The following is a 14,140-nucleotide window of genomic DNA, read 5'->3' as shown; positions in this document are numbered from 1 at the left end:
ACCTACGGCGACGTAAGTATGGCAGCGCGAAGGCCCGCAGCACGAGAGCACGACGGCCCCCGCCGGGCGGAAACCCGATCGGGGCCCGAGCGGCGCCGACGACGTGGACACCTATCCTGGTGGGGTCGGACAGCGCGGTCCGCAACTCTGCTTTCCCCGGGGCGGCCCGCCGGCACCGCCGCCGACCGCGGCCCCGGAGAAACCGCCCACCCGTCTCGCACCACCCCGTGGGGAGACGCCGAGCGCCGCACCTCCTCATTCACTGCAAGGAGCCGCACACCGTGAGCAGTGCCGACCAGACCCCTGCCGCCAGCACCGAGCTGCGCGCCGACATCCGACGCCTCGGCGACCTGCTGGGCGAGACCCTCGTACGCCAGGAGAACCAGGAACTCCTCGACCTCGTCGAACGCGTACGCGCCCTCACCCGCACCGACGGCGAGGCCGCCGCCGAACTCCTCGGCGACACGGACCTGGAAACCGCCGCACAACTCGTCCGCGCCTTCTCCACCTACTTCCACCTGGCCAACGTCACCGAGCAGGTGCACCGCGCCCGCGAGATGCGCGACCGCCGCGCCGCCGAGGGCGGACTCCTCGCCCGCACCGCCGACCGGCTCAAGGACGCCGACCCCGACCACCTGCGCGAGACCGTCAAGAACCTCAACGTACGGCCCGTCTTCACCGCACACCCCACCGAAGCCGCACGACGCTCCGTCCTCAACAAGCTCCGCCGCATCGCCGCCCTCCTGGACACCCCCGTCGTCGAGGCCGACCGCCGCCGCCAGGACCTGCGCCTCGCCGAGAACATCGACCTCATCTGGCAGACCGACGAACTCCGCGTCGTACGCCCCGAGCCCACCGACGAGGCCCGCAACGCCATCTACTACCTCGACGAACTGCACGCCGAAGCCGTCGGGGACGTACTGGAGGACCTCGCCGCCGAACTGGAACGGGTCGGCATCGAACTGCCCGCCGGCACCCGCCCCCTCACCTTCGGCACCTGGATCGGCGGCGACCGCGACGGCAACCCCAACGTGACCCCCGCCGTCACCTGGGACGTCCTGATCCTCCAGCACGAACACGGCATCACCGACGCCCTGGAACTCGTCGACCACCTGCGCGGACTGCTCTCCAACTCCATCCGCTACACCGGCGCCACCGACGAACTCCTCACCTCCCTCGAAGCCGACCTGGAACGCCTCCCCGAGATCAGCCCCCGCTACAAGCGGCTGAACGCCGAGGAGCCCTACCGGCTCAAGGCCACCTGCATCCGGCAGAAGCTCGTCAACACCCGCGAACGCCTCGCCGCCGGCACCCCGCACCGCCCCGGCTGCGACTACCTCGGCACCGCCGGACTCATCGCCGACCTGCAACTCATCCAGACCTCACTGCGCGAACACCGCGGCGGACTCTTCGCCGACGGACGGATGGACCGCACCATCCGCACCCTCGCCGCCTTCGGCCTCCAGCTCGCCACCATGGACGTCCGCGAACACGCCGACGCCCACCACCACGCCCTCGGCCAGCTCTTCGACCGGCTCGGCGAGGAATCCTGGCGCTACGCCGACATGCCCCGCGACTACCGGCAGAAGCTCCTCGCCAAGGAACTCCGCTCGCGCCGCCCCCTCGCCCCCACACCGGCCCCGCTGGACGCCGCGGGCGAGAAGACCCTCGGCGTCTTCCACACCATCAAGGAAGCCTTCGAACGCTTCGGCCCCGAAGTCATCGAGTCGTACATCATCTCGATGTGCCAGGGCGCCGACGACGTCTTCGCCGCCGCCGTCCTCGCCCGCGAGGCCGGCCTGATCGACCTCCACGCCGGCTGGGCCAGGATCGGCATCGTGCCGCTCCTCGAAACCACCGACGAACTGCGCGCCGCCGACGTCATCCTCGACGAGATGCTCGCCGACCCCTCCTACCGCCGCCTCGTCTCCCTGCGCGGCGACGTCCAGGAGGTCATGCTCGGCTACTCCGACTCCTCCAAGTTCGGCGGCATCACCACCTCCCAGTGGGAGATCCACCGCGCCCAGCGCCGCCTGCGCGACGTCGCCCACCGCTACGGCGTGCGCCTGCGCCTCTTCCACGGCCGCGGCGGCACCGTCGGCCGCGGCGGCGGCCCCTCCCACGACGCGATCCTCGCCCAGCCCTGGGGCACCCTCGAAGGCGAGATCAAGGTCACCGAACAGGGCGAGGTCATCTCCGACAAGTACCTCATCCCGGCCCTCGCCCGGGAGAACCTGGAACTCACCGTCGCAGCCACCCTCCAGGCATCCGCGCTGCACACCGCACCCCGCCAGTCCGACGAGGCCCTGGCCCGCTGGGACGCCGCCATGGACACCGTCTCCGACGCCGCCCACGCCGCCTACCGCAAGCTCGTCGAGGACCCCGACCTCCCGACGTACTTCCTCGCCTCCACACCGGTGGACCAGCTCGCCGACCTGCACCTGGGCTCGCGGCCCTCCCGCCGCCCCGGCTCGGGCGTCTCGCTCGACGGACTGCGCGCCATCCCGTGGGTCTTCGGCTGGACCCAGTCCCGCCAGATCGTCCCCGGCTGGTACGGCGTCGGCTCCGGCCTCAAGGCCCTGCGCGAGGCCGGCCTGGACACCGTCCTGGAAGAAATGCACGAGCACTGGCACTTCTTCCGGAACTTCCTCTCCAACGTGGAGATGACCCTCGCCAAGACCGACCTGCGGATCGCCCGCCACTACGTCGACACCCTCGTCCCCGACGAGCTCAAGCACGTCTTCGACGCCATCGAGGCCGAACACGCCCTCACCGTCCGGGAAGTCCTCCGGGTCACCGGCGAGTCCGAACTGCTCGGCAACAGCCCCGTGCTCCAGCAGACCTTCGCCATCCGCGACGCCTACCTCGACCCGATCTCCTACCTCCAGGTCGCGCTGCTGGCCCGCCAGCGCAAGGCCGCGGAACGCGGTGAAGAGCCCGACCCGCTGCTCGCCAGGGCCCTGCTGCTCACCGTGAACGGCGTCGCCGCGGGCCTGCGCAACACCGGCTGAACCACGACGACCGGGACACGGGCACGACCCCGGTCCCGGTCCCGGTCACGACACACGATGCGCACCGTGGTCCACCACGGTGCGCATCGTGCTGCGAGACGTGTGATGAGGCGTGTCGAGACGCGTGGTGGGGCGCGTCGCGAGCCGTACCGTGCGACGAGCCGCGCCGTGGGCCGTACCGCGCCCCGGCGGGCGCCTCACAGCGCGAAGAACGTCGCCGCGAGCAGAACCGCCCCCGCGATCCCCGCACCCCAGGCGATCCGGGGCAGCCGCAGACCACCGCCGATGATCAGCCCCGCCAGCAGCAGCGCACCGCCCAACGGCACCCAGGCGTGCAGGAAGCCGGCCGTCCCGGTGCGCACCACATCGTCCGTGCCCGGCTTCACCACGACGGAGAACCGATCGCCCCGCCGGGCCGCGACCGACTTCTCGATCACCACCCGGGAACGCCCGGCGGCCTGCCCGGAGGGCGTGAACGGACCGGTGCACAGATCGGCGCCGCACCCCGTCACCGTCATCGTGCCGTGCTCACGGCCCTTGGACAGGACGATGTGGTGCGCTTTGTCCCAGGAGGCCCACACCCCCGCCACGAGCAGCAACAGGACGACACAGCCCATGGCGGCATTGCGGGCGTAGACCAGGGCGCGGGGGGAGGAGCTCCGCTTCATGGGCAGCGATCCTTCGGCAGAGCGACGCCGCGGTCAACTCATGGCCGAAAATCACCGGCTTGTCGGTGGGAATGTCAGAGTTGCCCCCGCGGACCGGCCCCGGAAAGCACCCCCGAAGCACTTCGGGAGCCCCGGCCGGACTCAGGAGTTGTAAGCGCTCTGCGCGCGCTCCAGCCCCTCCGCGAGCAGACACTCCACCGAGTCGGCCGCCCGGTCCACGAAGTAGGAGAGCTCCTTGCGCTCCGTGGACGAGAAGTCCTTCAGCACGAAGTCCGCGACCTGCATCCGCCCCGGCGGCCGGCCGATCCCGAACCGCACCCGGTGATAGTCCGGACCCATCGCCTTCGTCATCGACTTCAGCCCGTTGTGCCCGTTGTCGCCGCCGCCCAGCTTCAGCCGCAGCGTCCCGTAGTCGATGTCCAGCTCGTCGTGGACCGCCACGATGTGGTCGACCGGCACCTTGTAGAAGTCGCGCAGCGCGGTGACCGGGCCACCGGAAAGGTTCATGTACGACATCGGCTTGGCCAGGATCACCCGGCGGTTCGCCGGTCCGGGCGGGCCGATGCGACCCTCGACGACCTGCGCCTGGGCCTTCTGGGCCCGCTTGAACTTCCCGCCGATCCGCTCGGCCAGCAGGTCGGCGACCATGAACCCGACGTTGTGCCGGTTCGCCGCGTACTCGGGGCCGGGGTTGCCGAGACCCACGACGAGCCAGGGTGCGGTGGCATCGGACATCTCTGCTCGGTCTCCTCTGGTGCGACGGCCGGGTCTCGGGTACGACGGCTGAGTACAGGGAAACGGGGCGGCGGACCCCCGGAGAGGTGACCGCCGCCCCGTCAGTGAAGCAACAGGGGCGAGGCTCAGGCCTCGGCGCCCTCTTCGGCGCCCTCGGCGGCCGGCTCCTCGGCCTGCGCGGCCAGGACCTGGAGCACGACGGCGTCCTCGTCACCGGCGAGCGAGACGCCCTTCGGCAGCTCGATGTCCTTGGCGTGCACCGACGCACCGGCGTCCAGGCCCGCGACGGAGACCGTGACGGACTCGGGGATGTGGGTGGCCTCGGCCTCGACCAGCAGGGTGTTCTGGACGTACTCCAGCAGGTTGCCGCCCGGGGCCAGGTCGCCCTCGGCGTGCACCGCGACCTCGACGCTGACCTTCTCGCCGCGCTTGACGGTCAGCAGGTCCACGTGCTCGATGTCGCCCTTGAGCGGGTTGCGCTGCACGGCCTTGGGGATGACCAGGGCGTCCTTGCCCTCGATGTCCAGACCGATCAGGACGTTGGCGGTCTTGAGCGCCATCATCAGGTCGTGGCCCGGCAGCGTCACGTGAACCGGCTCGGCACCGTGACCGTAGATGACACCGGGAACCTGGTTGGCACGACGGGTGCGGCGGGCGGCACCCTTGCCGAACTCGGTACGGATCTGGGCGGTGAGCTTGACCTCGGCCATGACTGCACTCCTCGTGGGGTGACGAAAAACGGACGGTCACCCGGCCCACGACAGACCTGCTACGAAGAGCGCGTCGATAACGGACCGCCGTACACACGGGTACGGCCTCCCTCGCCGAGCAACTCGCTGAGTCTACCCGCCGGGGAGGCCGCACCCAAAGTGGATCTTCGCTACCGCTCCTCGATGAGGAGAAAGCTCACTGCTCCTCGAAGAGGCTGGTCACCGAGCCGTCCTCGAACACCTCGCGCACCGCGCGCGCGATCGTCGGCGCGATCGACAGCACCGTGATCTTGTCGAGGTCCACCTCGGCCGGGGTCGGCAGGGTGTCCGTGAAGACGAACTCGCTGACCTTGGAGTTCTTCAGCCGGTCCGCGGCCGGACCCGACAGGACACCGTGCGTCGCCGTCACGATCACGTCCTCGGCACCGTGCGCGAACAGCGCGTCCGCGGCGGCGCAGATGGTGCCACCGGTGTCGATCATGTCGTCGACCAGGACACAGACCCGGCCCTTGACGTTGCCGACCACCTCGTGGACGGTCACCTGGTTGGCGACGTCCTTGTCCCGCCGCTTGTGCACGATCGCGAGCGGGGCGTCCAGCCGGTCGCACCAGCGGTCGGCGACCCGCACCCGGCCGGCGTCCGGGGAGACGATCGTCAGCTTCGAACGGTCGACCTTGGCACCCACGTAGTCGGCCAGGATCGGCAGCGCGAACAGGTGGTCCACCGGGCCGTCGAAGAAGCCCTGGATCTGGTCCGTGTGCAGGTCGACGGTGAGGATGCGGTCGGCACCCGCCGTCTTCATCAGGTCGGCGATCAGACGGGCCGAGATCGGCTCACGACCGCGGTGCTTCTTGTCCTGACGGGCGTAGCCGTAGAACGGCACGATCACCGTGATGGAACGGGCCGAGGCGCGCTTCAGCGCGTCCAGCATGATCAGCTGCTCCATGACCCACTTGTTGATCGGGGCCGTGTGGCTCTGGATCAGGAAGCAGTCGGCACCGCGGGCCGACTCCTGGAAACGGACGTAGATCTCACCGTTGGCGAAATCGAAGGCCTTCGTCGGCACGAGACCGACACCCAGCTGGTGCGCGACCTCCTCGGCCAGCTCGGGGTGGGCGCGGCCGGAGAAGAGCATCAGTTTCTTCTCGCCGGTCGTCTTGATCCCGGTCACAGCACAGTCTCCTCAGACGTGTTCCTGGCGCTGCACGCATGTGTCCCGATGTGCAACGAGCCAGCCGAAATGGGGTGAGCACCTATCACGGTACGCCGTGCACGGCGTACCCGTTTCCGGTCAGCTTTCGTCGCCGGCTTCCGAAGCGGCCGCCTGAGCCGCCTGCGCGGCGGCGCTCCCGGGACGCTTGCGGGCCACCCAACCCTCGATATTCCTTTGCTGGCCGCGGGCGACGGCCAGCGAACCGGGCGGTACGTCCTTGGTGATGACCGAGCCCGCGGCGGTGTAGACGCCGTCCCCGACCGTGACAGGAGCCACAAACATATTGTCCGAGCCGGTACGGCAGTGGGAGCCGATCGTGGTGTGGTGCTTGGCCTCGCCGTCGTAGTTCACGAAGACGCTGGCGGCACCGATGTTGGTGTGGTCGCCGATCGTGGCGTCCCCGACATAGCTCAGGTGCGGGACCTTGGAGCCCTCGCCGATCGTGGCGTTCTTCATCTCCACGTACGTACCGGCCTTGGCCTTCGTGCCGAGCCTGGTCCCGGGCCGCAGATAGGCGTACGGGCCGACCGTCGCGCCCTCGCCGACCTCCGCCCCGTCGGCGACCGTGTTGTCCACGCGCGCGCCCGCACGGACGACGGTGTCCTTGAGCCGGGAGTTGGGGCCGACCTCGGCGTCCTCGGCGAGGTGCGTGGTGCCGAGCAGCTGGGTGCCCGGGTGCACGATCGCGTCCCGCTCGTACGTCACGGTGGCGTCGATCAGCGTGGACGCCGGGTCCACGACGGTCACGCCCGCCAGCATGGCCCGCTCCAGCAGCCGCTGGTTCAGCAGCCGCCGGGCCTCGGCCAGCTGGACCCGGTTGTTGATGCCGAGGATCTCGCGGTGGTCCCCGGCGACCGAGGCGCCCACCCGGTGACCCGCCCCGCGCAGGATGGAGAGGACGTCGGTGAGGTACTCCTCGCCCTGGCTGTTGTCGGTGCCGAGCTTGCCGAGCGCCTCGGCGAGCAGCCGGCCGTCGAAGGCGAAGACCCCGGAGTTGATCTCCCGGATCCCGCGCTGGGCTTCGGTGGCGTCCTTGTGCTCGACGATCTCGATGACCGCGCCGTCGGCCGGGTCGCGGACGATGCGCCCGTAGCCGGTGGAGTCCGGGACCTCGGCGGTCAGCACGGTGACGGCGTTGGAATCGGCCGTGTGGGTGGCGGCGAGCGCGCGGAGCGTCTCGCCGGACAGCAGCGGGGTGTCGCCGCAGACGACGATCACGGTGCCGTCGACGGCGCCGCCCAGCTCGTCGAGCCCGACCCGCACCGCGTTACCGGTGCCCTTCTGCTCGGCCTGGTGGGCGGTGCGCAGCCGGTCGTCGACGGCGGCGAGGTGCGCGGTGACCTGCTCGCGACCGTGACCGACGACCACGACGAGGTGTTCGGGGTCCAGTTCGCGGGAGGCGGTGACGACATGTCCGACGAGCGACCGCCCGGAGATCTCGTGCAGGACCTTGGGGGTCTTCGACTTCATGCGGGTGCCCTCACCCGCTGCGAGGACGACGACGGCTGCCGGGCGTTCGGAGCTCACGGAAATGCCCTTCGGCTTCGGGTGGTGGACACCCGAAGGATACCGGGGGGCTTTCGGGCGGACATGGGTACGGGCCCCGACCAGGAGAGGTCGGGGCCCGTCGCACGAGCTCCCGGGGAAGGAATCGAACCCTCATTCAATGGACCAAAACCATTTGTCCTGCCATTAGACGACCCGGGATGGATCGACCCCTATGTCCGATTCTGATGGTCGGTCATCGAGGCAGCCTCTACTATGCCGTACCACCAGCCCTCGATGCGACGGTACAGGTCGGCGCTTTTCAGAACGCGCACCACCAAACAGCCCCGGTAGTTCTCCCCGACGTTCTTCCGGTTGGTCCTCGGGGAGTGCCTCTTGACGGACGTCTTGCCGAACGCGGAGGCCCCGGCGCCCGTGAGCGCGGCCCAGAACCGCTCCGCCGATGCGGCGTCGGCGGTCTCGTGGATGTGCACGTGGAAGCGGAGGTGGTCGTCGCTCACCCCCAGCAGACGGAGCCAGGCGAGGAAGAGCCCGATCATGTCGGGGTCGCTGTTGACGAAGGTGACCCGCTCCTGCGTCCGGTACGGCTTGGACTTGGATCCCTCGGCCCAGTAGAGGCTCACGCCCAGCAGGAAGAGTTCGCGCGGACTCATGGCGCCGATCTCGGCCCCCGCCCTCCTCTTCGTCTCCCTGCGCTCCTCGTCGCGCCGCCGGAGGGTCGCCTCCCAGCCGCGCCTGGCGATGGCCGACGCCTCCTCCCGTGTCCGCCTGCGCTCCGGCTTCGGCAGGTCCCGCACCCACAGCGAGATCGAACTCTTCGAGCACCCCAGTTCCAGCTGGATCCGGTCGTACGTCATGCCCTGCAGGCGCAGCTCCCGCGCCCTCTCGCGCAGGTCGTCCCTGGCGTCGGGGCGCTTCGTCCACTCCGGGGCGGGCTCGCCCCGGACGAGGCGGTTCAGGATGTCGTTGTTGTGGATGTGCAGCCGGTCGCGGATCTGCCGGAGGCTGAGGCCCTCCCGGCGCAGGGCGATCGCCTGCTCGCGCAGACCTTCGAAGTCGGCGTATCTGCTCGTGATCTCCGTCATGTGCCGAGCGTCGTCCGGAATGCGGACTTCCAGTGCGAAAGCCTGCTCGATTCGCCATTTCAAGCGATAAGTGGCCGTTTCGCCTTCGGACGAGAGGCGGACGTGCCGTACAGGTCATCCGAAAATGAGGTGCGTGCGCCCGTAGGGTGGATGCATGACCGCAACGGGGGCAGACCGGGAGGCGGCGGGATCGACCACCCGCGGCTACTGGTGGTGGGAGCGGCGGCGCAGTGTCGCCCTGGACGTGGGGCTGGCGCTGGTCTCGGCGCTGGAGTGTGCGCTGGAGGGGATGGAGTTCGCCGGGGACACCGGGCTGCCGGTGTCGGTGGGTGTGGTGCTCGGGCTGCTCGCGGGGGCCGTGCTGGTGGTGCGGCGGCGGTGGCCGATCGCCGTGGTGCTGGTCACGGTCGCGATGACGCCCGCCGGGATGGGTTTCCTGATGGGCCTGGTCGGGCTGTACTCCCTGGCCGCGTCGGAGGTGCCGCGCAGGATCACCGCGGTGCTGGCGGGGATGTCCTTCGCGGGGACGTTCATCGTCTCGTACGTGCAGCTGCGGCAGGGTGTCGAGGAGCAGGCGGACTTCGGCCCCGGTGACTGGTACGTACCGCTGATCTCGCTCTTCATGTCGCTCGGGCTCACCGCGCCGCCCGTGCTGCTCGGGCTGTACATAGGGGCTCGGCGGCGGTTGATGGAGAGCCTGCGGGAGCGGGCCGACTCGCTGGAGCGGGAGCTGTCGCTGCTCGCCGACCGGGCCGAGGAGCGCGCCGAGTGGGCGCGTACGGAGGAGCGGACCCGGATCGCGCGCGAGATGCACGACGTGGTCGCCCACCGGGTCAGTCTGATGGTGGTGCACGCCGCCGCGCTCCAGGCCGTCGCGCCGAAGGACCCGGCGAAGGCGGTGCGCAACGCCGCCCTGGTCGGTGACATGGGGCGCCAGGCGCTCACGGAGCTGCGCGAGATGCTCGGTGTGCTGCGGTCGGGGGAGTCGGTGACGGCCGCCGCGTCGGGGCAGGTGCCGCTGGCCTCGGTGGGCCGGGCGGTGGCGGCGGCCGCGCCCGCTCCGGTGGAGGACGGGCCCCGGCTGCACGAGGTGGAGACCCTGGTGGGGGAGTCCAGGGCGGCCGGGATGACGGTGGAGCTGTCGGTGGACGGCGAGGCCCGCGCGTACGCCCCCGAGGTCGAGCAGACCGCGTACCGGGTGGTGCAGGAGGCACTGACGAACGTGCACAAGCACGCGGCCGGTGCGCGGACGTGGGTGCGGCTGGCGCATCGTGACTCGGAGGTCGCGATGCAGGTGGAGAACGGCCCGTCGGACGCGGCCACGGTGGACGCGGGGCTGCCGAGCGGGGGCAACGGCCTGGTCGGCATGAGGGAGCGGGTGCTGGGGCTGGGCGGTGTGTTCGTGTCCGGCCCGACGGACGCGGGTGGTTTCCGGGTGTCGGCCGTCCTGCCGGCCCGGGGCACGGCCTGACCGCCCGACCCCGCGGGCGGACGGCGGGAGCCCGGCCCGGGGGGTGATGGGGAAGAGGCCCGGGTGGGTCCGGGGCGGTGTACGGGAGCGGTGGGCCCGTGGTGGCCGGGCGGGTCAGCCCGTGATCAGGCGGTCCGGCTGGATGCCCGTGACCAGGGTGGCCAGGGCCTGGTCGATGTCCGGGCCGAGGTACCAGTCCCCGGTGTGGTCGACGCTGTACACCCGGCCCTCGGTGTCGATCGCCAGGACCGCCTGCCCGTCGCCCTCCTCGCCCAGCGGGCTGACCTCGGTGTCCAGGGCCCGGCCGAGGTCGCCGAGGGTGCGGGCGAGGTGCAGTCCGCTCATCGGGTCGATGCGGACGGGGGCCGGTGCGATCTGCCGGCCGGGTGCGGACGCCGTGATGAGCAGTCCGCCGAATTCCGCCCATGCCTCCACGGCCGCGGGGAAGACCGCGTGCCGGTGGCCGGCGGGCGAGGTGTGCGAGCGCAGGGCGTCGGCCCACTCCTCGGCCTGCCGGATGTCCCAGCGGCCGGGCTGCCAGCCCGCGGTGCGCAGGGCGGCGTCGACGGAGACGGCGAAGCGGGTGGTCGAGGTGTTGCGGTCGCGTTCCGCGGGGCCCGTCTGTCCGGGCAGGTCTGTTCGGTCGAGCATCGGCGCGCGGTCAGCCCTTCTCGGCGGTGGTGGCCGCCCCGGTGGTCGTGAGGTCGACGGGGCGCACGCCGAAGTGGGCGAGCATCGGTGTGCAGGAGCGGCACGGCGGTGCGTAGCTGCCGTGCATGGGGTCGCCGTCCTCGCGGATGCGCCGTGCGGTGAGGCGGGAGTGCTTCAGGGCGCGCCGGGCCTCGCCGTTGGTCAGCGGCTTGCGCTGGGCGCGCTTGGAGCGGGTGGACTCGGCCGCGGCGAGGTGGCGGGAGAGCAGTATCGCCTCGGGGCAGCGGCCGGTGAAGCGTTCGCGCTGGCCGCTGGGGAGGGTGTCGAGGAAGTCCTGGACCAGCGGGTGCAGCACGGGGGGCCGGTCGCCCTTGCCCGCGGTGCAGGTGAGCGTTTCGCCGCGTACGGACAGGGCCGCGGCCACGGCCGGCAGGATGCCGTCGCGGCGGTGGTGCAGCAGGGGGGTGCGGCCGGCCGTGGTGCTGCTCCAGCTGAGGCGCGGATCCCCCGATGTGACTGATTGTGCGGTGTGCATGGCGCTTTCCCTCCCGTGCCCGCAGCGGCAGCTGCGCGTGGTGCACGCCCCCGAGTTGCGGTGACAGCCTGCCAAATGTCCGGGCTCGTGGGGAAGCTGGGGCAGTGAAACGTGTCTCCGTGTCGCCCGTCCGGGGCGGGGGAGTCGCTCGTGCGTCACGGAAATGTGACGTTTGGTGACGGGTGTGGTGGGGGCGGCGTAGGACAGGTCACATGGGCGAGACCCGCCCTTGCGCCACCGCATAGGCTGTCCGCGGAGCGTCGCCCAGACGGGCGGTCGGTCCTCATCAGCCAGACGCAGCAGGGGGCAACCGCCATGACGACAGGTCGGCTCGGGCAGCAAGCCGCGCCACCGAACGCGGCCTACGCCGGGCAGCTCGTGCATTTCCCGGACCCGGTCCGGGCGTCCCGCCACCCCGGGGGCGTGCGCATGGACGAGCGCGGGAGTCCGGTGTTCGCGCCGTACGCCCGTGCTGCCGCCGAGATCGCCGAGCCGCCGGAGGGTTTCGGCGTCGACGAGCTGCGGCTGACGGACTACGTCTCGGCCAACGCGGCGCTGGCGGCGAGCGGACACGAGCTGTGGGACACGATTCCCGCGGTCGCGACGCCGCACGGCTGGACCTGGCACCACGTGCCCGGTGGCCGGCGGATGGAGCTGGTCCCGGTCGAGGTCAAGGCGCTGCTCAGGCATCACGGCGGTCTCGCCGGTACCGCGGTCGACCACGACAAGCGGGGCACCCGTCCGTTGCAGGAGACCCGGCCCGCGCACTTCCGGCTGCCGAAGGGCGCCGTGGCGGTGAGCGAGACGCAGATCCAGGGCGTGGAGGAGGACCTCGGTTACCGGCTGCCCGGTGCGTACCGTTCCTTCCTCAAGGCGGCGGGCGGTTCGGCGCCGGTCGGCACGGCGCTGGACGCGGAGCTGGGCCTCCTGGTCGACCAGCCGTTCTTCACGGTGCGCGAGGAAGCGGCCGTGAACGACCTGGTGTACGTCAACAAGTGCCTGCGGGACCACCTCACCAAGGACTACCTGGGCGTCGGCTTCGTCCAGGGCGGCATCGTCGCGGTGAAGGTGCGGGGCAACGGCGTGGGTTCGGTCTGGTTCTGCGCGTACGACGACGCCCGGGACCGGGACGGCTGGAACGTGCAGGAGCGGGTGGACCGGCTGCTGCTTCCGTGCGGTGCCGATTTCGACGCCTTCCTGCAGCGCCTGGCGGGCAATCCGCCGGAGCTGGAGACCGTGGCGAACCTGATGGTGGACGGCGGCTTCGCGCGGGCCGTCCCGGTGGAGGGGTGAGCGCGATGGTGACCTTTGCGCAGGCGCAGGAGCGCGCGGACGAGTGGATCAACGGCGACGTGCCCGCGTACCAGCACCGTGAGGTGCGGGTGCGGGAGTTCGAGCTGGGCTTCGTCGTGTGGGCCGAGGACCGTGCCGAGGGGCCGGTCTCGGACGGCGGCCGGCAGCGGATGGTGATCGCCCGGGACAGCGGTGAGGCCACCTTGTGGCCGGGGCTGCCGGTGGGCGAGGTGATCCGGCGGTACGAGGAGGAGTACGGCGGGAGCGACGCGGCGGCGACCGCCGCCCCGGAGCCGCCGCAGCGCATCGATCTGAATCAGACGTCGTTCCTGTTGAGCCCTCCGGAGTGGCTCCAGGAGGCGGCCGACAAGCTGGGCATCCCGGACAGCCGTGAGGGCCGGGGGCAGAACGAGTCCTCCTCCGCCCCTTCCGCTCCTCCGGCCGCCCCCGCCCCTTCGGCCTCTTCGACTCCTCCGCCGTTCGCGGCCCCGTCGGCTCCGGCGGCCCCGTCCCCCGGTCCGGCGGTTCCGGCGGTTCCGGCGGCTTCCCCGGGCTCCGGGGACCAGGGGGCGCCGGGCGGGCGGGTTCCGTACGAGCCCACCGCCAACGAGGGCGTCCCGGCGTCCGCGCCGAACGTGCCCGACGGTGCCACCCCCTGGGCCGGTACGGACACCAACGCGGGTTCCGACGACGGAGCGGTGCCGCTGCCGGCCACGGTGTTCGCGCCGCCGCTCTCCGGTGCCGACGACGAGAACACCCCGCCGCCGGTCATCCCGGCCGACGCGCCGACCGCGCTGATGTCCGGCGGCAGCCAGCTGCCCCCGACGGCGCTGGTTCCCGGCCTGGACCGGCAGGGCATGGCCACCCCGCCGCCCGGTGTGCCCGCCGCTCCGGGGGCTCCCGGAGTGCCGGGCGTTCCTCCGGGTGCTCCGGCCCCCGGTGCCGGTGACATCGCGGACGCGGCCACCAGCAAGGCCGCCGTTTCGCCGCGCGGCCCGCGTGGGGGAGGCCCGTCGGCCCCGCCGCCGCCCGGTGCCCCCGGCGCCCCCGGCGCCAGGCCCGGCGCTCCCGTGCCGCCGTCCTCGGGGCCGGGTGCGCCCGGTGCTCCGGCGGGCGGGTACATGCCGACCCAGCTCGCTCCCCAGACGGGTGGCCCCGGTGCGCCTCAGCCTCCGGGCCCGCCCGGTCCTCCCGGTGCTCCGGGTGCGCCTCAGCCTCCTGGTCCGCCTGGTCCGCCTGGTGCTCCGGGTGCGCCTGGTACG

Annotated in this window: 11 protein-coding genes, 1 tRNA gene and 1 pseudogene; 4 read left to right on the top strand and 9 right to left on the bottom strand. The window is 71.6% G+C overall.

From position 1 onward, the window contains the following. The first annotated feature begins 281 nt into the window (after positions 1-281). On the top strand, positions 282-3,011 hold the full coding sequence (gene ppc / locus ABZZ04_RS06770; protein ID WP_356931103.1) for a phosphoenolpyruvate carboxylase: 2,730 nt from the start codon (positions 282-284) through the stop codon (positions 3,009-3,011). Between the two features lie 197 nt (positions 3,012-3,208). Here the strand turns inward: ppc and ABZZ04_RS06765 are convergent, their stop codons facing one another. The 7 genes from ABZZ04_RS06765 to ABZZ04_RS06735 form a co-directional block, all read right to left on the bottom strand. Continuing rightward, positions 3,209-3,679, bottom strand: a complete 471-nt coding sequence (locus ABZZ04_RS06765; protein WP_356931102.1) for a hypothetical protein — start codon at positions 3,677-3,679, stop codon at positions 3,209-3,211. Between the two features lie 141 nt (positions 3,680-3,820). After that, positions 3,821-4,414: an aminoacyl-tRNA hydrolase gene (gene pth / locus ABZZ04_RS06760; protein ID WP_148836515.1), complete on the bottom strand. Its 594-nt coding sequence runs from the start codon at positions 4,412-4,414 to the stop codon at positions 3,821-3,823. 125 nt (positions 4,415-4,539) lie between these two features. Next, a complete protein-coding gene (locus ABZZ04_RS06755; protein ID WP_356931101.1) occupies positions 4,540-5,124 on the bottom strand; it encodes a 50S ribosomal protein L25/general stress protein Ctc in 585 nt (194 codons plus the stop codon). Positions 5,125-5,320: 196 nt separating this feature from the next. After that, complete coding sequence (locus ABZZ04_RS06750; RefSeq protein WP_356931100.1) at positions 5,321-6,295, bottom strand: ribose-phosphate diphosphokinase; 975 nt, start codon at positions 6,293-6,295, stop codon at positions 5,321-5,323. A 120-nt stretch (positions 6,296-6,415) separates the two neighbouring features. After that, positions 6,416-7,864, bottom strand: a complete 1,449-nt coding sequence (glmU, locus tag ABZZ04_RS06745; protein WP_356931099.1) for a bifunctional UDP-N-acetylglucosamine diphosphorylase/glucosamine-1-phosphate N-acetyltransferase GlmU — start codon at positions 7,862-7,864, stop codon at positions 6,416-6,418. Positions 7,865-7,973: 109 nt separating this feature from the next. Continuing rightward, positions 7,974-8,044 (bottom strand) — tRNA-Gln (locus ABZZ04_RS06740). Between the two features lie 11 nt (positions 8,045-8,055). Next, positions 8,056-8,928: a hypothetical protein gene (locus ABZZ04_RS06735; protein WP_356931098.1), complete on the bottom strand. Its 873-nt coding sequence runs from the start codon at positions 8,926-8,928 to the stop codon at positions 8,056-8,058. 154 nt (positions 8,929-9,082) lie between these two features. Here ABZZ04_RS06735 and ABZZ04_RS06730 point away from each other — a divergent pair, with 154 nt between their 5' ends. After that, complete coding sequence (locus tag ABZZ04_RS06730; protein WP_356931097.1) at positions 9,083-10,399, top strand: histidine kinase; 1,317 nt, start codon at positions 9,083-9,085, stop codon at positions 10,397-10,399. Between the two features lie 114 nt (positions 10,400-10,513). Here the strand turns inward: ABZZ04_RS06730 and ABZZ04_RS06725 are convergent, their stop codons facing one another. Both ABZZ04_RS06725 and ABZZ04_RS06720 read right to left on the bottom strand, forming a co-directional pair. Next, positions 10,514-11,050 carry an SUKH-3 domain-containing protein gene (locus tag ABZZ04_RS06725; protein ID WP_356931096.1) on the bottom strand — a complete coding sequence of 179 codons (537 nt, stop codon included), beginning with the start codon at positions 11,048-11,050 and terminating at the stop codon, positions 10,514-10,516. A 10-nt stretch (positions 11,051-11,060) separates the two neighbouring features. Then, entirely contained in the window at positions 11,061-11,585 is a 525-nt protein-coding gene (locus tag ABZZ04_RS06720; protein ID WP_356931095.1) for a YwqJ-related putative deaminase, read from the bottom strand. A 315-nt stretch (positions 11,586-11,900) separates the two neighbouring features. Between ABZZ04_RS06720 and ABZZ04_RS06715 the strand changes: the two genes are divergently transcribed. Continuing rightward, complete coding sequence (locus ABZZ04_RS06715; RefSeq protein WP_356931094.1) at positions 11,901-12,878, top strand: SMI1/KNR4 family protein; 978 nt, start codon at positions 11,901-11,903, stop codon at positions 12,876-12,878. 5 nt (positions 12,879-12,883) lie between these two features. Then, positions 12,884-14,140 (top strand): annotated as a pseudogene (locus tag ABZZ04_RS06710) (hypothetical protein); the annotation flags it as partial.

Origin of the sequence: Streptomyces sp. NPDC006435 (assembly GCF_040612315.1) — a bacterium.
Lineage (GTDB): Bacteria > Actinomycetota > Actinomycetes > Streptomycetales > Streptomycetaceae > Streptomyces.
This window is presented reverse-complemented; position numbering and strand designations above follow the sequence as displayed.

What these genes read in the sequence shown, in the direction of transcription:
- ABZZ04_RS06725 (WP_356931096.1), bottom strand. Translation starts at nt 11,050, where the DNA reads ATGCTCGACCGAACAGACCTGCCCGGACAGACGGGCCCCGCGGAACGC.
- ABZZ04_RS06715 (WP_356931094.1), top strand. Translation starts at nt 11,901, where the DNA reads ATGACGACAGGTCGGCTCGGGCAGCAAGCCGCGCCACCGAACGCGGCC.
- ABZZ04_RS06735 (WP_356931098.1), bottom strand. Translation starts at nt 8,928, where the DNA reads ATGACGGAGATCACGAGCAGATACGCCGACTTCGAAGGTCTGCGCGAG.
- ABZZ04_RS06730 (WP_356931097.1), top strand. Translation starts at nt 9,083, where the DNA reads ATGACCGCAACGGGGGCAGACCGGGAGGCGGCGGGATCGACCACCCGC.
- ABZZ04_RS06765 (WP_356931102.1), bottom strand. Translation starts at nt 3,679, where the DNA reads ATGAAGCGGAGCTCCTCCCCCCGCGCCCTGGTCTACGCCCGCAATGCC.
- pth (WP_148836515.1), bottom strand. Translation starts at nt 4,414, where the DNA reads ATGTCCGATGCCACCGCACCCTGGCTCGTCGTGGGTCTCGGCAACCCC.
- ABZZ04_RS06720 (WP_356931095.1), bottom strand. Translation starts at nt 11,585, where the DNA reads ATGCACACCGCACAATCAGTCACATCGGGGGATCCGCGCCTCAGCTGG.
- ABZZ04_RS06755 (WP_356931101.1), bottom strand. Translation starts at nt 5,124, where the DNA reads ATGGCCGAGGTCAAGCTCACCGCCCAGATCCGTACCGAGTTCGGCAAG.